Here is a 23,667-nt window from a genome sequence, read left to right as displayed (position 1 = left end):
AATATTTGACCTTGAACTCGGTTTGTGATAATATCATCTAATGCGTATAACCGTACTTTTTTAGAGCAAAAAAGTTGTTAAAAAAGGAAGTATAAAGGTTATGATGAACGGGAACAATAAGTGAATACGAGAAAAAAAGGTTGGTATTTTTATCCTATTAAGTATGAGCCTTTTTGTGCATTCACGAAGTTTCTTAAATGAACTTCGGCATCAATCACATTGATGTGTTTGATTACATCCCCCATTTTCACAATGAATGGTACAGTCGTGCCGGGACTAAAGGGATATTTTCAGTTAAAAAATACGCGGATTTGAGGGGTGAATTCGTTGACAGGTCAACTCATTCAGTATGGACGCCATCGCCAGCGAAGAAGCTACGCGCGGATTAGTGAAGTATTAGACCTTCCTAATCTCATTGAGATTCAAACAGCTTCCTATCAATGGTTTCTTGACGAAGGAATTCGTGAGATGTTTCAAGACATTTCACCAATTGAAGATTTTACGGGTAACCTCGTGCTGGAATTCATTGATTACAGCTTAGGTGAACCGAAATATTCTGTAGAGGATTCTAAAGAACGAGACGTCACGTACTCTGCACCACTTAGAGTAAAGGTTCGTTTGATGAATCAAGAAACAGGAGAAGTTAAAGAACAAGAAGTATTCATGGGCGATTTCCCATTAATGACGGATACAGGTACATTTGTGATTAATGGTGCCGAACGTGTCATCGTTTCCCAGCTCGTCCGCTCTCCAAGTGTATATTATAGCCGTAAGACCGATAAGAATGGCAAGAAAGGTTTCACTGCAACTGTCATTCCGAACCGTGGTGCTTGGCTTGAATTAGAAACCGATGCAAAAGACATCGTATACGTAAGGATCGATCGTACAAGAAAGATTCCTGTTACTGTATTGTTGCGTGCACTCGGATTTGGTGCGGACCAAGATATTGTTGATCTTATTGGTGAGAACGAATACTTGCGTAACTCATTAGAGAAAGACAATACCGAAGACACGGAGAAAGCTTTACTAGAAATCTATGAGCGTCTACGTCCTGGTGAGCCACCAACAGTAGATAATGCTCGTAGTCTATTAGAGTCCCGTTTCTTTGATCCGAAACGTTATGACTTTGCAAATGTAGGTCGTTACAAGATCAATAAGAAACTTCACATTAAAGATCGTCTCTTTAATCAAGTGTTGGCTGAAACACTAGCAGATCCTGAAACTGGTGAAGTGATTGCAGAGGAAGGTTCATTGATCGATCGCCGTACGTTGGATCGCCTACTTCCTTACTTCGAAAATGATCTAGGATTTAAAACGTACACTGTTGCAGATGGTGTCGTTGAAGATACAGATATTACCGTTCAATCGATTAAAATTTATGCGCCTAATGATCCTGAAGGTGAGCAAACGATTCAGGTAATCAGTAATGGTGAGATCGATAAGAGCATTAAGAACATTACCGCTGAAGACATTATTGCATCAATCAGTTATTTCTTTAACCTCCTACACGGAGTTGGAAATACCGATGACATTGATCACTTAGGAAACCGTCGTCTTCGTTCAGTTGGGGAATTACTACAGAACCAATTCCGAATTGGTCTTTCCCGTATGGAGCGTGTCGTACGTGAACGTATGTCAATTCAAGATCCTAGTCAAATTACACCACAGGCGTTAATCAACATCCGTCCGGTGATCGCGTCAATTAAAGAGTTCTTCGGTAGTTCACAGTTGTCTCAGTTTATGGATCAAACGAACCCATTAGCTGAGTTGACGCATAAGCGTCGTTTATCAGCGCTTGGACCAGGTGGTCTTACTCGTGAGCGTGCAGGAATGGAAGTTCGAGACGTTCACTATTCTCACTACGGTCGTATGTGTCCAATTGAAACGCCGGAAGGTCCAAACATTGGTTTGATCAACTCACTTTCCAGTTATGCAAAAGTGAATGCGTTTGGCTTTATGGAGACGCCGTATCGCCGTGTTGATCCTGAAACAGGTCGAGTAACTGCACAAATTGATTACCTGACTGCTGATGAAGAGCATAATTACGTCGTTGCACAAGCGAATGCGAAGTTACAAGATGATGGAACGTTCGTGGATGATAACATTATTGCTCGTTTCCGTGAAGAAAATACGATCGTAAGTAAAGATCGCATCGACTACATGGACGTATCACCAAAGCAAGTTGTTTCTGCCGCAACGGCTTCGATTCCATTCTTAGAGAATGATGACTCGAACCGTGCCTTAATGGGAGCGAACATGCAGCGTCAAGCGGTTCCGTTACTAGAGCCAGAAGCGCCAGTAGTTGGTACGGGTATTGAATATGTTTCTGCTAAAGACTCCGGAGCAGCAGTTGTTTCAAGGCACCGTGGTGTCGTTAAGCGAGTAACTGCTCGTGAAGTTCGAATCCGTCGCTTGGTTGACGTTGAAGGTAAAGAAGTTGAAACAGATGATGACGTGTACCGCATGTCTAAATATATCCGTTCTAACCAAGGAACGAGTTATAACCAACGTCCAATCGTTGCTGAAGGTGACGTTGTTGATCGTGGTGAAGTTCTAGCAGATGGTCCTTCTATGGATAAAGGGGAAATGGCCCTTGGACGTAACGTACTCGTAGGGTTTATGACTTGGGATGGTTACAACTATGAGGATGCCATTATCCTTAGTGAACGACTCGTTAAAGACGATGTCTTTACTTCGATCCATATTGAAGAATACGAATCGGAATCACGTGATACGAAGCTCGGACCAGAAGAGATCACTCGTGATATACCAAACATCGGTGAAGATGCACTTCGTAATCTTGATGAGCGAGGAATCATTAGAGTCGGGGCTGAGATCAAAGACGGCGACATTCTCGTTGGTAAAGTCACTCCTAAGGGGATGACAGAACTAACAGCAGAAGAGCGTTTACTTCATGCAATCTTCGGTGAGAAAGCTCGTGAAGTACGTGACACGTCACTTCGTGCTCCGCACGGTGGGGATGGAATCATCCTTGACGTGAAGATCTTTAACCGTGAAGATGGCGATGAATTACCACCAGGCGTAAACCAACTTGTTCGTGTCTATATCGTTCAAAAGCGTAAGATCAACGAAGGTGACAAGATGGCCGGTCGTCACGGTAATAAAGGTGTTATCTCTCGAATTCTTCCAGAAGAAGATATGCCGTATATGCCTGACGGAACACCAATTGACATCATGCTTAACCCACTTGGGGTACCATCGCGTATGAATATCGGACAAGTGCTTGAAATGCACTTAGGAATGGCTGCGCGCCAACTCGGTATTCATGTTGCTTCACCAGTATTTGATGGTGCGCGTGAGGAAGATGTTTGGGAGACGTTAGAAGAAGCGGGTATGGCTCGAGATGGTAAAACAATTCTCTACGATGGTCGTACAGGAGATGCCTTTGATAACCGAGTATCTGTCGGTGTCATGTATATGATTAAACTTGCACACATGGTTGACGATAAGCTACACGCTCGTTCAACTGGACCTTACTCTCTCGTTACGCAACAACCACTTGGAGGTAAAGCTCAATTTGGTGGTCAGCGTTTTGGTGAGATGGAGGTATGGGCGCTTGAAGCATACGGTGCTGCATATACGTTGCAAGAAATCTTAACGGTGAAATCAGATGATGTTGTCGGACGTGTTAAAACGTATGAGGCCATCGTTAAGGGCGAAAACGTACCAGAACCAGGAGTTCCTGAATCATTTAAAGTATTGATAAAAGAGCTTCAAAGTTTAGGTATGGATGTAAAGATGCTTTCAAGCAATGAAGAAGAGATTGAAATGAAAGAGCTGGACGACGAAGAAGAACAATCAAACGATCGAATGAACCTTAAGCTAGAATCTACGGAGAACGCTTAAAGGGAAGTTGCAAAAGAAAGTTCCAAAGCTGGATCTTTCTTTTGCACGTTTGATGTTTACTATCGCCATTTAGCCCCTTTGACAACAGAGCGCAGGAAAGGGAGGGTCACCCTTTGATCGATGTCAATAATTTTGAATACATGAAAGTAGGTTTAGCATCACCGGATAAGATCCGCAGCTGGTCTCGTGGTGAAGTTAAAAAGCCTGAGACGATTAACTATCGTACTCTTAAACCAGAAAAAGACGGTTTGTTTTGTGAGCGTATTTTCGGACCGCAAAAAGATTGGGAATGTCATTGTGGGAAATACAAGCGAGTTCGCTACAAAGGTGTTGTATGTGATCGTTGTGGTGTTGAGGTAACACGTGCGAAGGTTCGTCGTGAGCGAATGGGACACATTGAGCTTGCGGCTCCAGTTTCACACATTTGGTATTTTAAAGGAATTCCAAGTCGTATGGGTCTTGTCTTGGATATGTCACCGCGCTCCTTAGAAGAAGTTATTTACTTTGCTTCTTACGTGGTTACAGATACAGGTGATACACCACTTGAATACAAACAATTGCTTTCTGAAAAAGAATATCGAGCGTACTACGATAAGTACGGTCGTTCTTTCACAGCGCAGATGGGTGCTGAAGCGATCCGTAAAATTCTATCTGATCTTGACTTAAATAAAGAAGTGAAGATGTTAAAAGAAGAATTAGAAACAGCACAAGGGCAACGTCGTACGCGTGCAATTAAGCGTCTTGAAGTGATCGAAGCATTCCGTAACTCTGGAAATGAGCCTTCATGGATGATTCTGGATGTTCTTCCAGTAATTCCGCCTGAACTTCGCCCGATGGTGCAATTAGATGGTGGTCGTTTTGCGACATCAGACCTTAACGATTTGTATCGTCGTGTAATTAACCGTAACAACCGTTTGAAGCGTCTCCTTGACCTTGGTGCACCAAGCATCATCGTACAAAATGAGAAGCGCATGCTTCAAGAAGCTGTTGATGCATTGATTGATAATGGTCGTCGTGGACGTCCAGTAACAGGACCGGGTAACCGTCCTCTTAAATCGCTGTCTCACATGTTGAAAGGTAAGCAAGGACGTTTCCGTCAAAACCTTCTCGGTAAACGTGTTGACTACTCTGGTCGTTCGGTAATTGTTGTAGGTCCAAACCTTAAAATGTATCAGTGTGGTCTCCCGAAAGAGATGGCGCTTGAACTATTTAAGCCGTTTGTTATGAAAGAGCTCGTCGCTAAAGGGCAAGCACACAACATTAAGAGTGCTAAGCGTAAAGTTGATCGTGTGCAACCAGAAGTTTGGGACGTATTAGAAGAAGTAATTAAAGAGCATCCAGTTCTTCTAAACCGCGCACCTACACTGCATAGACTAGGGATTCAAGCATTTGAACCTACTCTCGTAGAAGGACGTGCGATTAAACTACACCCACTCGTATGTACGGCTTACAACGCCGACTTTGATGGTGACCAAATGGCGGTCCACGTACCACTATCGGCTGAAGCGCAAGCTGAGGCACGTGTACTCATGCTAGCTGCTCAAAACATCTTGAACCCGAAAGATGGTAAGCCAGTAGTAACACCATCACAAGATATGGTACTCGGAAACTACTACCTCACTCTTGAGCGTGAAAATGCAGTTGGAGAAGGTGCGGTATTTAAAGATAGTGACGAGGCATTGACTGCATACCAAAACGGTTATGTGCACTTACACTCCCGTATTGCGATTCCAGTCAGCGCGATTGAAAAGACGACGTTCCCTGAAGAAGCGAAAGGTCATTTGCTTTTAACGAGTATCGGTAAGCTTATGTTCAACGAAATTCTTCCTGAATCGTTCCCTTATATTAATGAACCATCAGCGAAGAACTTAGAACAAGCGACGCCACTTGAGTATTTTGTTCCTCAAGGAACCGACGTAAAGAAAACATTCCAAGAGCGCCCAATCGTGTCACCGTTTAAGAAAGGCTTCCTTGGTGATGTAATCGCAGAAGTATTTAAGAAGTTCCAAGTCACTGAAACATCACGAATGCTTGACCGCATGAAGGAGCTCGGTTTCTTCTATTCAACGAAAGCAGGTCTTACTGTTGGTGTCGCTGACATTGTTGTTTTAGCTGAAAAACAAGAGATCCTTGATGCTGCAGAAGAGCAAGTATCTAAGGTCGTTAAGCAGTTCCGTCGTGGTTTAATTACTGAAGAAGAACGTTACGACAAGATTATCTCAATCTGGAGTGACGCAAAAGACGACATTCAAGGACGTCTTATGAAGACACTTGATAAGTCTAACCCGATCTTCATGATGAGTGATTCCGGAGCACGTGGTAACGCCTCAAACTTTACGCAACTTGCAGGTATGCGTGGATTGATGGCAAACCCGTCTGGACGTATTATTGAACTTCCAATCAAGTCTAGTTTCCGTGAAGGTTTAACCGTACTTGAGTACTTTATCTCGACGCACGGTGCCCGTAAAGGACTTGCCGATACAGCACTTAAAACGGCTGACTCAGGTTATCTTACACGTCGTCTCGTTGACGTTGCACAAGACGTTATCGTTCGTGAAGATGATTGTGGAACAGACCGTGGACTTGTCGTATCAGCATTACGTGATGGAACAGAAGAGATTGAGAATCTCTATGATCGTCTCGTTGGACGTTTCTCATTCCAAACAGTAAAGCATCCTGAAACTGGAGATGTACTCGTGAAGCCGAATGAATTAATTCATGAAGAGCTTGCGAAGACAATTGTAGAATCAGGTGTTGAAGAACTTAAGATTCGCTCTGTATTTACGTGTGATACGTCACACGGAGTATGTAATAAGTGTTACGGACGCAACCTTGCAACAGGTAGTGACGTTGAGGTTGGGGAAGCAGTCGGGATCATCGCTGCCCAATCAATCGGTGAGCCGGGTACGCAGCTTACAATGCGTACATTCCACACAGGTGGTGTAGCCGGGGACGATATTACTCAAGGTCTTCCGCGTATTCAAGAGTTGTTTGAAGCTCGTAACCCGAAAGGTCAGGCATTAATTACTGAACTTAGTGGTACAGTGGAAGAGATTCGTGATGCTGGAGATAAGAAAGAGATCGTTATTCGTGGAGAATACGAAACTCGTTCCTATACGACAGCTTATGGGGCTCGTGTACGTATTGCTGAGGGCGACAGAGTTGTAGCTGGTGAAGCATTAACTGAAGGTTCAATTGACCCGAAAGAGTTAATTCAAGTAACTGGTATCGATGAAGTTCAAATGTATCTCTTGAAAGAAGTGCAGAAAGTATACCGTATGCAAGGGGTAGAAATCGGAGATAAGCACGTTGAGGTTATGGTTCGTCAAATGCTTAGAAAGATCCGCGTTATGGATTCTGGGGATACAGATGTATTACCAGGAACGCTCGTTGAAGTTAACGCATTCCATAAGGCGAATATCGATGTACTTCGTAAAGGTAAGCGTCCTGCTGTTGGAACACCTGTTATTCTCGGAATTACGAAAGCATCCCTTGAGACAGATTCCTTCTTATCGGCAGCTTCATTCCAAGAGACAACTCGTGTCCTTACAGATGCTGCAATTAAAGGACGTAAAGATGCATTGCTAGGACTTAAGGAAAATGTTATTATCGGTAAGCTCGTTCCTGCCGGTACAGGTATGCAAAGATACCGTAGCCTAAAAGGCGAGACACCTGATAGCGAAAAAGAAACAGCACCTGAAGTAGAGACAGTAGGTTACGATTGATATAATTACTGTTGACACTTAAGGATGTGTTTGTTAAGATGTCAAAGTGCGCGTATTTCACCGGTGTTGAGGTGAAGATATGTCGTATCATAGAATTGCGGACGCAAGTGAGCGTTATGTAGGTGTCAAAGCGACAGTGAAAGCAATATCAGCCGAACTGGTTGAAAAAGTTTACATTGCTGCTGATGCGGATGTTTTAGTAACGAAGCAAGTCATCGACATAGCGAAACGAAAGCGAACGCCTTTAACAACCGTTTCATCAATGAGAAAGCTCGGCAAAGCTTGTGGTATTGAGGTCAATGCTGCGGCTGTAGCGATAAAAAAGTAACGATGTTTTTACTGGCGGGTGCATGTTTCCCGCTAGTAAGAACATTACTTTTGCCCATACGTGAACACCTGGAACAGTGGTCTTATAAAATGCTGATTTAGAAGGGTTCATCTTGCAAGCTGCATGAGAAGTATAGAAGGAAGGAGGAAACATCATGCCAACTATGAATCAACTCGTTCGTAAAGGACGTAAAAGCAAAACTAAGAAGTCTGATGCTCCAGCTTTGAACAAAGGCTACAACAGCTTTAAGAAGGTTCAAACGGACTTAGCTTCTCCTCATAAACAAGGGGTTTGTACTCGTGTTGGAACGATGACACCGAAGAAACCGAACTCGGCTCTTCGTAAATATGCTCGTGTGCGTTTGACGAACGGAATTGAAGTTACAGCTTACATTCCAGGAATCGGACACAACCTACAAGAGCACAGCGTTGTGCTCATCCGTGGTGGTCGTGTTAAGGACTTACCAGGTGTACGCTACCACATCGTTCGTGGTGCATTGGATACTGCTGGTGTCCAAGACCGTAAACAAGGTCGCTCTAAATATGGTACGAAACGTTCTAAGAAGTAATACATTTAAATGGGATTTAACCCGTCTATAGAGACAGAAAGGAGGGTTGGTTATGCCTCGTAAAGGTCCTGTACCTCGTCGTGAAGTGCTTGCCGATCCGATCTACAACTCTAAATTGGTAACGCGTTTGATTAACCGCATCATGATTGATGGTAAAAAAGGTAAAGCGCAAAACATTCTTTACGCTTCATTTGACATCGTTCGTGAACGCAGTGGTCAAGATCCAGTTGAAGTTTTTGATCAAGCACTAAAGAACATCATGCCAGTACTTGAAGTTAAAGCTCGCCGTGTAGGTGGTGCAAACTATCAAGTTCCAATCGAAGTAAAACCTGACCGTCGTACGACTCTTGGTCTTCGTTGGTTAGTAAGCTATGCTCGTCTACGTGGAGAGAAGACAATGGAAGAGCGTCTAGCTAATGAAATTCTTGATGCTTCAAACAACACAGGTGCTGCTGTTAAGAAACGTGAAGACACGCACCGTATGGCTGAAGCGAACAAAGCGTTCGCTCACTACCGCTGGTAAAAATAAATATCAGCTGAATTTAGCTGAAAGGAGAAAGTGTAAACCATGGCTAGAGAATTCTCCTTGGAGAAAACACGTAATATCGGGATCATGGCTCACATCGATGCCGGTAAAACGACTGCCACAGAACGTATCTTGTTCTATACAGGTCGTACTCATAAAATTGGTGAAACACACGAAGGTGCATCACAGATGGACTGGATGTCTCAAGAGCAAGAGCGTGGAATTACAATTACTTCTGCTGCGACAACTGCTTCTTGGAAAGATCATCGTATTAACATCATTGATACACCAGGACACGTAGACTTTACTGTTGAAGTAGAGCGTTCACTACGTGTACTTGACGGTGCTGTTGCGGTTCTAGATGCTCAATCGGGCGTTGAGCCACAAACAGAAACAGTTTGGCGTCAAGCAACCACTTATCACGTTCCACGAATCGTATTCGTAAACAAAATGGATAAGATGGGTGCAGACTTCCTATACTCTGTAGGAACGCTAAATGATCGTCTAGATGCAAATGCGCATCCAATTCAGCTACCAATCGGTGCTGAGGATGATTTTGAAGCAATCATCGACCTTGTTGAGATGAAAGCTTACTATTATCTTGATGATTTAGGGCAAAACACGGAAACTCGTGAAATCCCTGAAGATCACCGTGAATTAGCAGATGAATACCGTGAGAAGCTAGTTGAAGCGGTAGCAGAATTTGATGAAGAGTTAATGATGCGTTATCTTGATGGTGACACAATCAGCAACGAAGAACTCAAATCTGCAATTCGTGAAGCAACGCTTACTGTACAATTCTACCCAGTTCTTTGTGGTTCTGCATTTAAGAACAAAGGTGTTCAGCCAATGATCGATGCGGTTATTGACTACCTTCCAGCTCCTACTGATGTTCCTGCGATCAAAGGACACAAAGTAGACAGTGACGAAGAGGTTGTACGTGAAGCTGACGACAACGGTCCTTTCTCTGCTCTTGCATTTAAAGTTATGACAGACCCTTACGTTGGTAAGTTGACATTCTTCCGTGTGTACTCGGGAACATTAGATTCTGGTTCATACGTTAAGAACGCTTCTAAAGACAAGCGTGAACGTGTCGGTCGTATCCTTCAAATGCATGCGAACACTCGTGAGGAAATCAAAACGGTTTACTCTGGAGACATCGCTGCAGGTGTAGGTCTTAAAGATACAACAACAGGAGATACACTTTGTGATGAGAAGAACCTAGTGATTCTTGAATCAATGGACTTCCCAGAACCAGTAATCTCATTGTCTGTTGAGCCTAAGTCTAAAGCCGATCAAGACAAAATGGGTGTTGCCCTCGGTAAGCTTGCTGAAGAGGACCCAACATTCAAGACCTATACTGACGAAGAAACAGGTCAAACTGTTATCGCCGGTATGGGTGAGCTCCATCTTGACATCATCGTTGACCGTATGAAGCGTGAATTCAAAGTTGAAGCAGTTGTAGGTGCTCCTCAGGTATCTTACCGTGAGACAATTCGCCAAGCTGCTGAAGTTGAAGGGAAGTTCGTACGTCAGTCTGGTGGTCGTGGACAGTATGGTCATGTTAAAGTTGAGTTCTCTCCTAATGAAGAGGGCGCAGGCTTTGAATTTGAGAACGGCATCGTTGGTGGTGTAGTTCCACGTGAATACATTCCGTCTGTTGAACAAGGAATTGAAGAATCATTGCAAAATGGTCTTCTTGCAGGTTATCCTGTAATTGACGTTAAAGCTCGTCTTTTTGACGGTTCTTACCATGATGTTGACTCAAACGAGATGGCGTTTAAGATTGCTGCATCAATGGCATTCAAAGAAGCTAAATCGAAATGTTCTCCAGTTCTTCTAGAGCCACTCATGAAAGTTGAGATTGTTGTTCCAGAAGAATACATGGGAGACGTTATGGGTGATGTCACTTCACGTCGTGGACGTGTTGACGGTATGGAAGCACGCGGTAACGCTCAAACAATCCGCGCGTTCGTTCCACTTGCTGAAATGTTCGGGTATGCGACAGCACTTCGTTCAAACACGCAAGGACGTGGAACGTACTCTATGTTCTTCGATCACTATGAAGAAGTTCCTAAGAGTATCTCTGAAGAAATCATCAAGAAAAACACTGGTGAGTAATCACCAATAAGTTAAATAGTTTGAAGGGTGTAGGGTACTCTAGTATGTGTACTTAAGCCTTTCTTGCTTTATAAATATACTAATTTAAGGGAGGATATCCTCAAATGGCTAAAGAAAAATTTGACCGTTCCAAGACGCATGCCAATATTGGTACAATTGGACACGTCGACCACGGTAAAACAACACTAACTGCTGCAATTACAACTGTACTTCATAAAAAATCTGGTAAAGGTACTGCAATGGCGTATGACGCAATTGACGGTGCTCCAGAAGAGAAAGAGCGTGGAATCACAATCGCAACTTCTCACGTTGAGTACGAAACTGAAACTCGTCACTATGCACACGTTGACTGCCCAGGTCACGCTGACTATGTTAAAAACATGATCACTGGTGCTGCACAAATGGACGGAGCGATTCTTGTAGTATCTGCGGCTGATGGGCCAATGCCACAAACTCGCGAGCACATCTTACTTTCTCGTAACGTAGGTGTACCTTCAATGGTTGTTTTCCTTAACAAAGTTGACATGGTAGACGACGAAGAGCTTCTTGAGCTTGTAGAAATGGAAGTACGTGACCTTCTTTCTGAGTACGACTTCCCAGGAGACGACATTCCAGTTGTTGCTGGTTCTGCACTTAAAGCACTTGAAGGCGACGCTTCTTACGAAGAGAAAATTGTTGAGCTTATGAACGAAGTGGATGCTTACATCCCAACTCCTGAGCGCGACAAAGACAAGCCTTTCATGATGCCTGTTGAGGACGTATTCTCAATCACTGGTCGTGGTACAGTAGCGACTGGCCGTGTTGAGCGTGGAGTTCTTAACGTAGGTGACGAGATCGAAATCCTCGGTATCACTGAAGAGTCTAGAAAATCAACAGTAACAGGTGTTGAGATGTTCCATAAACTTCTTGACTACGCTGAAGCTGGTGACAACATTGGAGCACTTCTTCGTGGTGTTGACCGTGAGGACATCACTCGTGGTCAAGTACTAGCTAAGCCTGGTACAATCACTCCACACACGAACTTCAAAGCTGAAGTTTATGTTCTTTCAAAAGAAGAAGGTGGCCGTCACACGCCATTCTTCAACAACTACCGCCCACAGTTCTACTTCCGTACAACTGACGTAACTGGTGTTGTAAATCTTCCAGAAAGCATCGAAATGGTTATGCCTGGAGATAACACTGAAATGGAAGTTGAATTAATCTCTCCAATCGCGATTGAAGACGGTACTCGTTTCTCAATCCGTGAAGGTGGACGTACTGTAGGTTCTGGTGTTGTTTCTACAATCACTAAGTAATGCTACGGAAGCACTCGCATTTGCGGGTGCTTTTTTTAATTAAATCCCTCTGTCACAAGTTAGAAACATTTACTCTTGCTATTTCGAATAGTGAGAGTATAATGTTGTTTACCCAAAGGGAGGGAACAGTCTTGAAGATCATGAAAAAGATGGTTACAAGAGTTATGTTGTCTAGTTCTGCGTTAGTGTTAGCAGTTTTACTTTTGCCGGCTTTTTTAATTACAGATCAAATTGACGGTTTCCAACAGCTCGTTGACATGATTTTTAAAGATGATGAAACACCATCCTGAAATAAAAACAAACCACTAATGAATACTTCCATTAGTGGTTTGTTTTTGTTATAATAAAGATTGGTGATTGAAAACCAAACAAAGTCTGTTGAATGATACAACAAGGCAAGAAATTCCTTTCGTAATCCCCTTGCATTCAAGGCGCAAAGCCTTTATAATAGTAAAAGTGTGACAAAGTTGGAGATCCGCACGGGATTTCCTGTTTTTATGTTGTCATTGCGATGATGCAGAAGGTTGCTGACACACCCGGCCCCTTTGCCATGATGGGTGTGTGGGATTTCTGCGGAGTAGGTCTGAAAATCAGGCGATAAAAAGGAGGGCTAAACATGGCAAAAGAGAAAATTCGTATTCGATTAAAGGCGTATGATCACCGCATTCTAGATCAGTCGTCAGAGAAGATTGTTGATACTGCGAAACGTTCAGGTGCTAACGTATCCGGACCGATCCCATTACCAACAGAGCGCTCTGTCTACACGATCCTTCGTGCGACTCATAAGTACAAAGACTCTCGTGAGCAATTTGAGATGCGTACACACAAGCGTCTTATCGATATTATCAGTCCAACACCACAAACGGTGGACGCTCTTATGCGCTTAGATTTACCATCTGGCGTTGACATTGAGATCAAACTCTAATCAACGTTTTAGTTAGGATGTCTATTTGGACAAACAATTATTAAAGTAATTTATTACAGGAGGTGTGACTGATGACCAAAGGAATCTTGGGTAGAAAAATCGGCATGACACAGATTTTTAGCGAGAACGGAGAAGTAGTACCAGTAACTGTCGTTCAAGCAGATCCAAACGTTGTCATGCAGTTGAAAACACAAGGAAATGATGGTTACGATGCGGTTCAGTTAGGAGCTGACGACAAGAAACCTGTACGCTCTACTAAACCGGAAAAAGGCCATGCTGATAAAGCTAGCACGGCGCCCAAGCGCTACGTTCGTGAATTCCGCAATATCGATGTTGCGAGTCATGAAATCGGTCAAACGGTCAGCGTAAATACATTTGAAGTTGGCGACATCATCGATGTAACTGGAACTTCAAAGGGTAAAGGTTTCCAAGGTGCAATTAAGCGCCATAACCAAGCCCGCGGACCTATGAGCCACGGCTCACGTTACCATCGTCGTCCAGGTTCACTTGGTACGATGCAAGATGCAAAAGTAATCAAAGGCATGGAAGGCCCAGGTCAAATGGGTGGCGGCCAAATTACTGTTCAGAACCTTGAAGTTGTTCAAGTGGATGAAGAGCGCAACTTGCTCCTTATTAAAGGAAACGTACCAGGAGCTAAAAAGAGCTACGTCAAAATCCAGAGTGCTATTAAAGGCAACTAATGTTTTGAGGAAAGGAGGAGTCTTATCATGCCGAAAGTAACGGTATTTAATCAAAGCGGATCACAAGTAGGCGACGTTGAACTCGCTGAAGCCGTTTTCGGGATTACACCGAACGAAAATGTTGTTCACGACGCTGTTGTGATGCAACAAGCTTCTCTTCGTCAAGGAACTCAAAAAGCTAAAACACGTTCTGAAGTACGAGGCGGAGGAGCGAAGCCTTGGCGTCAAAAAGGTACTGGTCGTGCACGTCACGGTTCAAGCCGTTCCCCAATTTGGAAGGGCGGTGGTGTGATTTTCGCACCAACACCACGCAGCTACAGCTACAAGTTACCGAAGAAAGTTCGTCGTCTTGCATTGAAATCAGTTCTATCTGATAAAGTTCAAAACGATGCTCTTATCGTATTAGATGAATTAAGCTTAGATGCTCCAAAGACAAAGGATATGATCAACATTCTTTCCAGTCTTTCAGCTGAGAAAACTCTTGTCGTTACAGCAGAGCGTAACGCTAACGTTGAGAAGTCTGCTAACAACTTGCCTAACGTCAAAACAATTACTGCCACTGGCGTAAACGTACTTGACGTTATCAACTACGACAAAGTGATTATCACGAAGGAAGCTGTTGAGAGAGTAGAGGAGGTGCTGAGCTAATGGATGCACGCGATTTAATCAAGCGCCCAGTCATTACGGAACGCTCTACTGAGCAGATGGAAGATAAGAAGTACACATTCGAGGTTGACGTTAGAGCGAACAAGACTCAAATCAAACAAGCAATCGAAGAAATCTTCGAAGTTGATGTTTTGAAAGTCAACACGATTAAATACAAGCAAAAGTATCGTCGTTTTGGACGTTTCGAAGGCTTTAAGCCAGCGAAGAAAAAAGCGATCGTTACGCTTACAGCAGACAGCGAAGAGATCGAAATCTTCGGCGAAGCTTAAGATCAAATAAGTAAGGAGGGAAACCAAAATGGCAGTAAAACGTTATAAACCGACCACTAACGGTCGTCGTTTCATGACAGGGAAAGACTTCTCTGAGATTACAACGGATCAACCGGAACGTTCATTGCTCGCTCCTTTATCAAAGCGCGCTGGACGTAACAACCACGGTCGTTTAACGACTCGTCATCAAGGTGGCGGTCATAAGCGTAAATACCGTATCATCGATTTCAAGCGTAACAAGGATCACATCGAAGGTCGTGTAGCAACTATTGAGTACGATCCGAACCGTTCTGCGAACATCGCTTTGATTAACTACATCGATGGTGAAAAGCGTTATATCATCGCGCCAAAAGGACTTAAAGTAGGAGATAAACTCTTCTCTGGTTCTGATGCAGATATTAAAGTAGGAAACGCACTTGAACTTAAAGATATTCCAGTAGGTACGAACGTACACAACATCGAGCTTAAGCCTGGTGCTGGTGCTCAACTCGTACGCGCTGCAGGTGCGCAAGCTCAAATTCTTGGACGTGAAGGTAAGTACACTCTTATCCGTCTACGTTCAGGCGAGAACCGCTTGATTCTTTCTACTTGCCGTGCGACAGTCGGTCAAGTTGGAAACCTTGAGCACGAGCTCATTAACATTGGTAAAGCAGGACGTAGCCGTTGGATGAACAAACGTCCAGTCGTTCGTGGTTCTGCAATGAACCCAGCTGATCACCCTCACGGTGGTGGTGAAGGTCGTGCACCAATCGGACGTGTGGCTCCAGTTTCACCTTGGGGACAACCTGCGATCGGTTACAAGACTCGTAAAGGCAAGAAAGACTCAGATAAATATATTGTTCGCCGTCGCAACCATAAGCGTAAGTAATCGGAGAACAAGACGAATAAGCGCCTGACGGTGGTAAGAACTACTTCTTTAACTGGGGCGCTATCATCGTCACTTTACACATTTGAAGGGAGGCTTTCGCATGGGACGCAGCCTTAAAAAAGGACCTTTTGCTGACAGTCATTTGCTTAAGAAGGTAGAAGCGATGGATGAGAACAGCAAATCAGTAATTAAAACTTGGTCTCGTCGTTCTACGATTTTCCCGCAATTCGTCGGACACACGATCGCTGTATACGATGGTCGTAAGCACGTGCCGGTATACATCCAAGAGGATATGGTCGGTCATAAACTCGGTGAATTCGCGCCAACTAGAACGTATCGTGGACACGATAAAGACGACAAAAAAACGAAGCGCCGTTAATTAGAGAGGAGGTTCACTCATGCAAGCTAAAGCAGTTGCTAAACAAGTTCGTGTTGCTCCTCGTAAAGCTCGGATGGTTATTGATCTTGTCCGTGGTAAGGAAGTTGGAGAAGCGATCTCAATTCTTCGTCATACACCAAGAGGTGTATCACCGATCGTTGAGAAAGTCCTCAACTCTGCTATTGCAAACGCTGAGCACAATTACGAACTCGACGCAGAAAACTTATATGTTAGTGCGGCTTACGTAGATGAGGGCGTTACTTTAAAACGTTTCCGTCCAAGAGCACAAGGACGTGCTTCACGTATTAACAAGCGCACAAGTCATATCACTATTATTGTTTCTGAGAAGAAGGAGGGATAGAACGTGGGTCAAAAAGTAAATCCTGTCGGTCTTCGAATCGGAGTCATTCGTGACTGGGAGTCTAAATGGTATGCAGAAAAGGACTACGCTGATCTTTTACACGAAGATGTAAAGATTCGTGAATTCCTAGAAGAGCGTCTTAAAGACGCGTCACTTTCTAAAATTGAAATCGAACGTGCTGCACGTCGTGTGAACATTAACATTCACACTGCCAAGCCAGGAATGGTTATTGGTAAAGGCGGTTCAGAAGTTGAAGCTCTTCGTAAGAAGCTCAACGATATGACTGGCAAGCGTGTACACATCAACATTTCAGAGATTAAGCAAGCAGATATGGATGCTCGTCTCGTAGCAGAAAATATCGCTCGTCAACTCGAAAACCGTGTTTCATTCCGTCGTGCAATGAAACAATCTATCCAACGTACAATGCGTTCTGGAGCTAAAGGAATCCGTACAGAAGTTAACGGACGTCTAGGCGGAGCTGACATGGCTCGTTCTGAAAGCTACAGCGAAGGTACAGTTCCACTTCACACACTACGTGCTGATATCGATTACGGAACTGCTGAAGCAGATACTACGTTTGGTAAAATCGGTGTTAAAATTTGGATCTACCGTGGAGAGGTCCTTCCCACGAAAGGTAAGAGCAAACAGGAAGGAGGCAACTAATTATGTTAATGCCTAAGCGCGTGAAATACCGCCGTCAATTCCGCGGCCGCATGAAAGGTCGTGCAAAAGGCGGGACTGAAGTGAACTTTGGCGAGTATGGCCTTCAAGCTCTCGAAGCTTCTTGGGTTACAAACCGTCAAATTGAATCGGCACGTATCGCGATGACTCGTTACATGAAACGTGGCGGTAAAGTATGGATTAAGATCTTCCCTGATAAGCCTTACACTGCAAAGCCTCTAGAAGTTCGAATGGGTTCCGGTAAAGGTGCTCCTGAAGGCTGGGTAGCAGTAGTAAAGCCAGGTAAAATCATGTTTGAAATTGCAGGTGTGAACGAAGAGGTTGCACGTGAAGCTTTGCGTCTAGCGTCGCACAAACTTCCGATCAAATGTAAATTCGTAAAACGTGAAGATATGGGTGGTGAGGCAAATGAAAGCTAAAGAGATTAGAGATCTTACAACAACTGAAATCGAACAACAAACAAAGACTCTAAAAGAGGAATTGTTCAACCTTCGCTTCCAGTTAGCCACTGGACAGTTGGATAATCCTGCCCGCATCCGTCACGTACGTAAAGAAATTGCTAGAGCCAACACAGTTCTTCGTGAAAGAGAACTCGGCATTACTCGTGGATAATAAAGGAGGGGCAAACGTAATGACTGAACGTAATAACCGTAAAGAGTTAACTGGACGCGTTGTTTCAGACAAAATGGATAAAACAATCACTGTCGTTGTTGAAACGTACAAACGTGACAAATTATACGGCAAGCGTGTACGTTACTCTAAAAAATACAAAGCTCATGACGAGAACAATGAAGCGAAAGTCGGCGATATCGTCCGTATCATGGAGACGCGTCATCTTTCAAAAGATAAGTACTTCCGCCTCATTAAGATCGTTGAAGAGTCTGTAATCATTTAACACACTTCTTTGATTGAAGGGAGGCAAACGTAATGATCCAACAAGAATCAAGACTCAAAGTTGCTGACAACTCTGGTGCTCGTGAAGTTCTTTGCATTAAAGTACTCGGTGGTACTGGACGCAAGACTGCAAACATCGGTGATACAATTGTGTGTACCGTCAAAAATGCAACACCAGGTGGCGTTGTTAAAAAAGGTGAGGTTGTTCGCGCGGTAATCGTACGTTCACGTAGTGGAGTACGCCGTAACGACGGTTCTTACATCAAATTTGATGAGAACGCAGCAGTTATTATCCGTGACGACAAAGGACCAAGAGGTACACGTATTTTCGGACCAGTTGCTCGTGAACTTCGCGACAAGCAATATATGAAGATCGTATCTCTAGCACCAGAAGTACTTTAAATAATATATCGCCACTTAGAACCAAGGAGGTGCGAATGAATGGCGCAGCCGAAATTGAACGTAAAAGCAGGAGATAAGGTCAAAGTTATCTCTGGTAAAGATAAAGGCAAAGAAGGCGTAATCCTGAAGTCTCTTCCAGCTAAAGAGCGGGTAATCGTCGAAGGTGTCAACGTTGTGAAAAAGCATGCGAAGCCTACACAAGAAAACCCACAAGGTGGAATTCTTAACGAGGAAGCAGCAATTCACGTTTCAAACGTTATGCTTATCGATCCGAAAAGCGGCGAACCAACTCGCGTTGGATACAAAGTAGAAGACGGAAAGAAAGTACGCGTTGCGAAAAAATCAGGTGAAGTCATCGATAAGTAACACCTGCTGAAAGGAGGTCTTTGATCATGAACGCTTTAAGAAATCGTTATAAACAAGAAATCGTGCCTCGTTTACACGAGCAGTTTAACTATTCGTCGGTCATGGCTGTGCCTAAGATCGAGAAAATCGTCATCAACATGGGTGTCGGTGAAGCTGTAAACAACCCGAAATCACTTGATAGCGCGGTTGAAGAGCTTGCTCAAATCGCTGGTCAAAAACCAGTTATTACAAAAGCTAAGAAATCAATCGCTGGTTTCAAACTTCGTGAAGGAAACCCAATCGGAGCGAAAGTTACACTACGCGGCGAGCGTATGTATGACTTCCTCGAGAAATTGGTTCACGTTTCTTTACCACGAGTACGTGACTTCCGCGGTGTCTCAAACAAAGCGTTTGACGGACGTGGAAACTACACGCTTGGCGTTAAAGAACAATTAATTTTCCCTGAGATTGAGTACGACAAAGTAGATAAAGTACGTGGTATGGATATCGTTATCGTTACAACTGCTCAAACAGATGAAGAATCGCACGCACTTCTTAAAGAAGTCGGCATGCCTTTCCAAAAGTAACGAGGATAGCGTCACAAAAGTCGAAGGAGGGAAATACTCTTGGCGAAAAAATCAATGGTTGCAAAACAACAACGCACTCAGAAGTATAAAGTTCGTGAATATACTCGTTGTGAACGTTGTGGAAGACCACATTCGGTTATTCGTAAATTTAAGCTTTGCCGGATTTGTTTCCGAGAGCTTGCATATAAAGGCCAGATTCCTGGTGTGAAAAAAGCCAGCTGGTAAGATCCTTAGATAAGGAAGGAGGTCCAACATTATGGTAATGACAGATCCGGTTGCAGATATGTTAACAAGAATTCGCAATGCGAACACGGTGCGCCACGATAAATTGGAACTTCCTGCTTCTAACGTTAAACGTGAGGTAGCGGAGATTCTTAAACGTGAAGGTTTCGTACGCGACGTAGAATTCGTTGATGATAAAAAGCAAGGAGTTCTTCGCATTTTCTTGAAGTACGGAGAGCAAAACGAACGTGTAATCACAGGCTTGAAGCGTATTAGTAAGCCAGGACTTCGTGTTTATGCGAAAGCAGATGAAGTTCCACGTGTATTAAACGGACTTGGTATTGCAGTTATTTCAACATCTAACGGTGTTATGACTGACAAAGAAGCTCGTCAAAAGAAAGTCGGAGGCGAAGTACTCGCTTACGTTTGGTAAAAAAAGCTAGACATGAATGGAGGTGCGACAGAATGTCACGTATCGGTGTAAGTCCTTTAGAAATTCCTAAAGATGTAACAATCACTTTAGACGGAAGTCATGTGAACGTTAAAGGTCCTAAAGGCGAATTGTCATACACATTTAACCCAGCTATCGCAATTACAATCGAAGATGATGTGCTTACAACAAGCCGTCCTTCTGATCATAAAGAACACCGTTCACTTCACGGTACTACGCGTAGCTTGATCGGTAACATGGTTGAAGGTGTAACTCAAGGTTTCGAAAAGTCATTAGAACTTGTCGGTGTTGGTTACCGTGCTTCAAAGTCAGGTAGCAAACTCGTTCTTAACGTTGGTTACTCTCACCCAGTTGAATTCGATGCAATCGAAGGTATTGAAATCGAAGTTCCAGCGAACAACAAAGTAATTGTTCGTGGAATCGATAAGCAAAAAGTTGGAGCGATCGCTTCTGACATTCGTTCAGTACGTAAGCCTGAGCCTTACAAAGGTAAAGGGATTCGTTACACTGGCGAACAAGTGCGTCGTAAAGAAGGTAAAACTGGTAAGTAAATGTAAATGGTACTTGATCTTTCTTTTGGAAAGACTCGTACTCATGGATCGAACGGCACGAAAGGAGGATACATTCTCATGGCGAAAACATCAAAAAACGTTGCACGTCAACGTCGTCAAAAAAGCATCCGCTTGAAGATCAAAGGTACAACTGAGCGTCCTCGTTTAAACGTATTTCGTTCTTCAAACCACATCTACGCTCAATTGATCGACGATGTGAAGGGCGAAACAATTGTTGCTGCTTCTACGCTTGATAAAGATGTGAACGTTGACCACGGCGGAAACGTTACAGCTGCTACAGAAGTCGGAGCACTTGTAGGTAAGCGTGCCATTGAAAAAGGATACGAAAACGTCATTTTTGACCGCGGCGGTTATGTATACCACGGACGTGTAGCTGCTCTTGCAGATGCAGCACGTGAAGCAGGTCTGAAATTCTAAAGGTCGAAGGAGGGAAAATTTATGATCGATCCGAACAAACTGGATCTTGAAGAAAAAGTAGTAGCGATCAATCGTGTAGCGAAGGTTGTTAAAGGTGGTCGTCGTTTTCGCTTTGCAGCTGTCGTTGTTGTCGGAGACCGTAATGGACACGTAGGCTTTGGTATGGGTAAAGCTCTCGAAGTACCAGAAGCGATCCGTAAAGCGATTGAAGACGCAAAGAAAAACTTAGTAAGCGTGCCACGTGTTGGAACAACAATTCCTCACGAATTAATTGGACGTTTTGGCGCAGGTAAAGTACTTCTTAAGCCAGCGAGCGAAGGTACTGGAATCATTGCAGGGGGTCCTGTACGTGCGGTACTCGAGCTAGGTGGAGTTGGAGATATTCTTTCTAAATCACACGGTTCTAACAACCCGATTAACATGGTTCGTGCGACGTTAGAAGGTTTAACTTCTCTTAAAACAGCAGAAAATGTAGCGAAGCTTCGAGGTAAAAGCGTCGAAGAATTGCTAGGATAAGGAGGGAAATGACATGGCAAACAAGCTAGAAATCACCCTCAAGCGTAGTTTGATCGGACGTCCTGAAGACCAACGTGTAACGGTAAAGACGCTTGGACTTCGTAAAGTCAATCATACTGTCGTTCAAGAAGACAATCCAGCGATCAGAGGGATGGTTAACAAAGTATCCCACCTTTTGAGCGTTAAAGAGATCAACCAATAAATCACAGGTGATAAGACAGGAGGTGCGCATGGATGAAACTACATGAGTTAAAACCAGCTGAGGGTTCACGTAAATCTGGCATTCGCGTCGGTCGCGGATACAGTGCTAAACGTGGAAACAAAGCGGGTCGTGGTGAGCACGGTCAAAAATCTCGTTCTGGCGGTAACGTAAGACGTGGTTTTGAAGGTGGTCAGAATCCGATTTACAAGCGTTTGCCTAAACGTGGATTCACAAACCCTACTCGTAAAACTTACAGCATTGTTAATGTAGAAAGCCTGAATCAATTTGCTGAAGGTACGGAAGTAACTCCGGAACTTCTTATTGAAGAAGGAATCGTAAAGAAAGCTAACGATGGGATCAAAGTTCTTGGTAACGGTAGTCTAGATAAAAAACTTACCGTAAAGGCCAACAAGTTCTCTGCATCTGCAACTAAGGTGATTGAAGGAGCCGGCGGTACAACAGAGGTGGTCTAATGTTTAAGGCGCTCGCCAATATATTTCGAGTCGCTGATCTGCGCCGTAAGATTCTTTTCACCTTGTTGATGCTTGTCGTCTATCGTATGGGAACTTTTATTCCTGTACCAGGGGCAGATAGTGATGTGTTATCGTTTCAGGACGAAGCAAGTGCTTTTGGCTTCCTCGATACGTTCGGGGGCGGAGCGCTCGGGAACTTTTCGATCTTCGCGATGGGTGTATTTCCATACATCACTGCGTCGATCGTCGTTCAACTTCTTAGGATGGACGTCGTTCCGAAATTCACAGAGTGGTCGAAGCAGGGTGAAGCAGGGCGTAGGAAGCTTGCGCAGTTTACACGATATTTTACCGTTGTGTTAGCCTTTGTCCAAGCATTGGCCATGTCTATTGGTTTCAACACACAGTTTCCTGGATTAATACCAGACCCTAGTATTACAACGTACTTAATGATTGCGTTGATTATGACGGCTGGTACAACGTTCTTGATGTGGCTTGGTGAGCAAATCACTGCACAAGGCGTTGGAAATGGAATCTCGATTCTTATTTTCTCAGGTATTGCTGCGGGGATACCAAATGGCGTGAACATGATATACGCAACGCAGATTCAAGATCAAGGCGATCAGATGTTTATGGGAATCGTCACGATTCTTCTATTGGCGCTAGCCGTTTTACTCATTATCGTTGGTGTTGTGTTCGTACAACAAGCGATTCGAAAAGTACCGATTCAGTATGCTAAACGGGTTGTAGGGCAAGGCAATACTGCTGGAGCTCAGTCTACCCACTTACCTTTAAAAGTTAACTCTGCCGGGGTAATTCCGGTCATCTTCGCGATGGCTTTGTTTATTTTCCCGCCTACGGTTGCTGGCTTCTTTGCCGACACTAGTAGTGCTGCACAATGGGTCGTTGAAAACTTCAACTATAATAACCCAATTGGGCTCATCTTTTATGTAGGACTCATTATTGCATTCACGTATTTCTATACGTTTGTACAAGTGAATCCTGAAACGATGGCCGAGAACTTGAAAAAGCAAGGTGGCTATATTCCTGGAGTACGGCCTGGTAAAGCTACGGAACTTACGATTCGTCGAATCTTGTACCGTCTCACTTTCGTCGGCGCTCTATTTTTGGCCACAGTTTCGATTATACCGATCTTCTTTACGAATCAGCTTGGATTACCACAGCAGATTCAAATTGGAGGAACAGGGCTTCTTATTGTCGTGGGCGTTGCCCTTGATACGATGAAGCAAATTGAAGGTCAGCTTATTAAACGAAGCTATAAAGGCTTCATTAAGTAAGCGTAGAGTGA

Annotated in this window: 30 protein-coding genes; all 30 read left to right on the top strand. The window is 43.8% G+C overall.

Going from position 1 to position 23,667, the window contains the following annotated elements:
• Window positions 1-327 precede the first annotated feature (327 nt).
• Window positions 328-3,867 carry a DNA-directed RNA polymerase subunit beta gene (rpoB, locus tag JOD17_RS18425; RefSeq protein WP_204699462.1) on the top strand — a complete coding sequence of 1,180 codons (3,540 nt, stop codon included), beginning with the start codon at window positions 328-330 and terminating at the stop codon, window positions 3,865-3,867.
• 113 nt (window positions 3,868-3,980) lie between these two features.
• The gene (gene rpoC, locus JOD17_RS18420; RefSeq protein WP_204699461.1) at window positions 3,981-7,592 is read left to right on the top strand and encodes a DNA-directed RNA polymerase subunit beta'; all 3,612 of its coding nucleotides are present in this window, start codon (window positions 3,981-3,983) and stop codon (window positions 7,590-7,592) included.
• 79 nt (window positions 7,593-7,671) lie between these two features.
• Window positions 7,672-7,920, top strand: coding sequence for a ribosomal L7Ae/L30e/S12e/Gadd45 family protein (locus JOD17_RS18415; RefSeq protein WP_204699460.1), 249 nt, complete (start codon window positions 7,672-7,674; stop codon window positions 7,918-7,920).
• 154 nt (window positions 7,921-8,074) lie between these two features.
• Window positions 8,075-8,488, top strand: coding sequence for a 30S ribosomal protein S12 (rpsL, locus tag JOD17_RS18410; protein ID WP_042360776.1), 414 nt, complete (start codon window positions 8,075-8,077; stop codon window positions 8,486-8,488).
• Window positions 8,489-8,540: 52 nt separating this feature from the next.
• Window positions 8,541-9,011 (top strand): 30S ribosomal protein S7, encoded by a 471-nt coding sequence (rpsG, locus tag JOD17_RS18405; RefSeq protein WP_042419908.1) that lies wholly within the window; start codon window positions 8,541-8,543, stop codon window positions 9,009-9,011.
• A 45-nt stretch (window positions 9,012-9,056) separates the two neighbouring features.
• A complete protein-coding gene (fusA, locus tag JOD17_RS18400) occupies window positions 9,057-11,135 on the top strand; it encodes an elongation factor G (protein WP_042419910.1) in 2,079 nt (692 codons plus the stop codon).
• 104 nt (window positions 11,136-11,239) lie between these two features.
• The gene (tuf, locus tag JOD17_RS18395) at window positions 11,240-12,430 is read left to right on the top strand and encodes an elongation factor Tu (protein WP_204699459.1); all 1,191 of its coding nucleotides are present in this window, start codon (window positions 11,240-11,242) and stop codon (window positions 12,428-12,430) included.
• 131 nt (window positions 12,431-12,561) lie between these two features.
• Window positions 12,562-12,720, top strand: coding sequence for a hypothetical protein (locus tag JOD17_RS18390; RefSeq protein WP_193745157.1), 159 nt, complete (start codon window positions 12,562-12,564; stop codon window positions 12,718-12,720).
• A gap of 326 nt (window positions 12,721-13,046) precedes the next feature.
• Complete coding sequence (rpsJ, locus tag JOD17_RS18385; protein ID WP_042360778.1) at window positions 13,047-13,355, top strand: 30S ribosomal protein S10; 309 nt, start codon at window positions 13,047-13,049, stop codon at window positions 13,353-13,355.
• 71 nt (window positions 13,356-13,426) lie between these two features.
• The gene (gene rplC, locus JOD17_RS18380; protein WP_042360779.1) at window positions 13,427-14,056 is read left to right on the top strand and encodes a 50S ribosomal protein L3; all 630 of its coding nucleotides are present in this window, start codon (window positions 13,427-13,429) and stop codon (window positions 14,054-14,056) included.
• Window positions 14,057-14,083: 27 nt separating this feature from the next.
• Window positions 14,084-14,704: a 50S ribosomal protein L4 gene (gene rplD, locus JOD17_RS18375; RefSeq protein WP_042360780.1), complete on the top strand. Its 621-nt coding sequence runs from the start codon at window positions 14,084-14,086 to the stop codon at window positions 14,702-14,704.
• Complete coding sequence (gene rplW / locus JOD17_RS18370) at window positions 14,704-14,991, top strand: 50S ribosomal protein L23 (RefSeq protein WP_042419914.1); 288 nt, start codon at window positions 14,704-14,706, stop codon at window positions 14,989-14,991. The genes rplD and rplW overlap by 1 nt, the downstream gene beginning before the upstream one ends.
• 28 nt (window positions 14,992-15,019) lie before the next feature.
• Window positions 15,020-15,859 carry a 50S ribosomal protein L2 gene (rplB, locus tag JOD17_RS18365; protein ID WP_042419917.1) on the top strand — a complete coding sequence of 280 codons (840 nt, stop codon included), beginning with the start codon at window positions 15,020-15,022 and terminating at the stop codon, window positions 15,857-15,859.
• A 100-nt stretch (window positions 15,860-15,959) separates the two neighbouring features.
• Entirely contained in the window at window positions 15,960-16,238 is a 279-nt protein-coding gene (gene rpsS, locus JOD17_RS18360) for a 30S ribosomal protein S19 (RefSeq protein WP_042419920.1), read from the top strand.
• 19 nt (window positions 16,239-16,257) lie between these two features.
• Window positions 16,258-16,599: a 50S ribosomal protein L22 gene (rplV, locus tag JOD17_RS18355; protein WP_042360782.1), complete on the top strand. Its 342-nt coding sequence runs from the start codon at window positions 16,258-16,260 to the stop codon at window positions 16,597-16,599.
• A gap of 3 nt (window positions 16,600-16,602) precedes the next feature.
• Window positions 16,603-17,262 carry a 30S ribosomal protein S3 gene (gene rpsC / locus JOD17_RS18350; protein ID WP_042360783.1) on the top strand — a complete coding sequence of 220 codons (660 nt, stop codon included), beginning with the start codon at window positions 16,603-16,605 and terminating at the stop codon, window positions 17,260-17,262.
• A 2-nt stretch (window positions 17,263-17,264) separates the two neighbouring features.
• Window positions 17,265-17,699 carry a 50S ribosomal protein L16 gene (gene rplP, locus JOD17_RS18345; RefSeq protein ID WP_042360784.1) on the top strand — a complete coding sequence of 145 codons (435 nt, stop codon included), beginning with the start codon at window positions 17,265-17,267 and terminating at the stop codon, window positions 17,697-17,699.
• Window positions 17,689-17,892, top strand: coding sequence for a 50S ribosomal protein L29 (gene rpmC, locus JOD17_RS18340; RefSeq protein ID WP_042360785.1), 204 nt, complete (start codon window positions 17,689-17,691; stop codon window positions 17,890-17,892). The genes rplP and rpmC overlap by 11 nt, the downstream gene beginning before the upstream one ends.
• A 19-nt stretch (window positions 17,893-17,911) precedes the next feature.
• A complete protein-coding gene (rpsQ, locus tag JOD17_RS18335; protein ID WP_042360786.1) occupies window positions 17,912-18,175 on the top strand; it encodes a 30S ribosomal protein S17 in 264 nt (87 codons plus the stop codon).
• Between the two features lie 32 nt (window positions 18,176-18,207).
• Entirely contained in the window at window positions 18,208-18,576 is a 369-nt protein-coding gene (gene rplN, locus JOD17_RS18330) for a 50S ribosomal protein L14 (protein ID WP_042360787.1), read from the top strand.
• Window positions 18,577-18,630: 54 nt separating this feature from the next.
• Window positions 18,631-18,942, top strand: coding sequence for a 50S ribosomal protein L24 (gene rplX / locus JOD17_RS18325; protein ID WP_042420094.1), 312 nt, complete (start codon window positions 18,631-18,633; stop codon window positions 18,940-18,942).
• 26 nt (window positions 18,943-18,968) lie between these two features.
• Entirely contained in the window at window positions 18,969-19,508 is a 540-nt protein-coding gene (gene rplE, locus JOD17_RS18320) for a 50S ribosomal protein L5 (RefSeq protein ID WP_204699458.1), read from the top strand.
• Window positions 19,509-19,547: 39 nt separating this feature from the next.
• A complete protein-coding gene (locus tag JOD17_RS18315) occupies window positions 19,548-19,733 on the top strand; it encodes a type Z 30S ribosomal protein S14 (protein ID WP_042419926.1) in 186 nt (61 codons plus the stop codon).
• A 31-nt stretch (window positions 19,734-19,764) separates the two neighbouring features.
• On the top strand, window positions 19,765-20,163 hold the full coding sequence (gene rpsH / locus JOD17_RS18310) for a 30S ribosomal protein S8 (RefSeq protein ID WP_042360790.1): 399 nt from the start codon (window positions 19,765-19,767) through the stop codon (window positions 20,161-20,163).
• Between the two features lie 32 nt (window positions 20,164-20,195).
• A complete protein-coding gene (gene rplF, locus JOD17_RS18305) occupies window positions 20,196-20,732 on the top strand; it encodes a 50S ribosomal protein L6 (protein ID WP_204699457.1) in 537 nt (178 codons plus the stop codon).
• 78 nt (window positions 20,733-20,810) lie between these two features.
• The gene (rplR, locus tag JOD17_RS18300; RefSeq protein WP_042419929.1) at window positions 20,811-21,170 is read left to right on the top strand and encodes a 50S ribosomal protein L18; all 360 of its coding nucleotides are present in this window, start codon (window positions 20,811-20,813) and stop codon (window positions 21,168-21,170) included.
• Window positions 21,171-21,191: 21 nt separating this feature from the next.
• On the top strand, window positions 21,192-21,686 hold the full coding sequence (gene rpsE / locus JOD17_RS18295) for a 30S ribosomal protein S5 (protein ID WP_042360792.1): 495 nt from the start codon (window positions 21,192-21,194) through the stop codon (window positions 21,684-21,686).
• A gap of 13 nt (window positions 21,687-21,699) precedes the next feature.
• Window positions 21,700-21,888, top strand: coding sequence for a 50S ribosomal protein L30 (gene rpmD, locus JOD17_RS18290; RefSeq protein ID WP_042360793.1), 189 nt, complete (start codon window positions 21,700-21,702; stop codon window positions 21,886-21,888).
• Window positions 21,889-21,920: 32 nt separating this feature from the next.
• Window positions 21,921-22,361 (top strand): 50S ribosomal protein L15, encoded by a 441-nt coding sequence (gene rplO / locus JOD17_RS18285; protein ID WP_042360794.1) that lies wholly within the window; start codon window positions 21,921-21,923, stop codon window positions 22,359-22,361.
• A complete protein-coding gene (gene secY, locus JOD17_RS18280; RefSeq protein ID WP_204699456.1) occupies window positions 22,361-23,656 on the top strand; it encodes a preprotein translocase subunit SecY in 1,296 nt (431 codons plus the stop codon). The genes rplO and secY overlap by 1 nt, the downstream gene beginning before the upstream one ends.
• The last annotated feature ends 11 nt before the right edge of the window (window positions 23,657-23,667 follow it).

It is taken from the genome of Geomicrobium sediminis, assembly GCF_016908595.1.
GTDB classification, from domain to species: domain Bacteria; phylum Bacillota; class Bacilli; order Bacillales; family Marinococcaceae; genus Geomicrobium_A; species Geomicrobium_A sediminis.
This window is presented reverse-complemented; position numbering and strand designations above follow the sequence as displayed.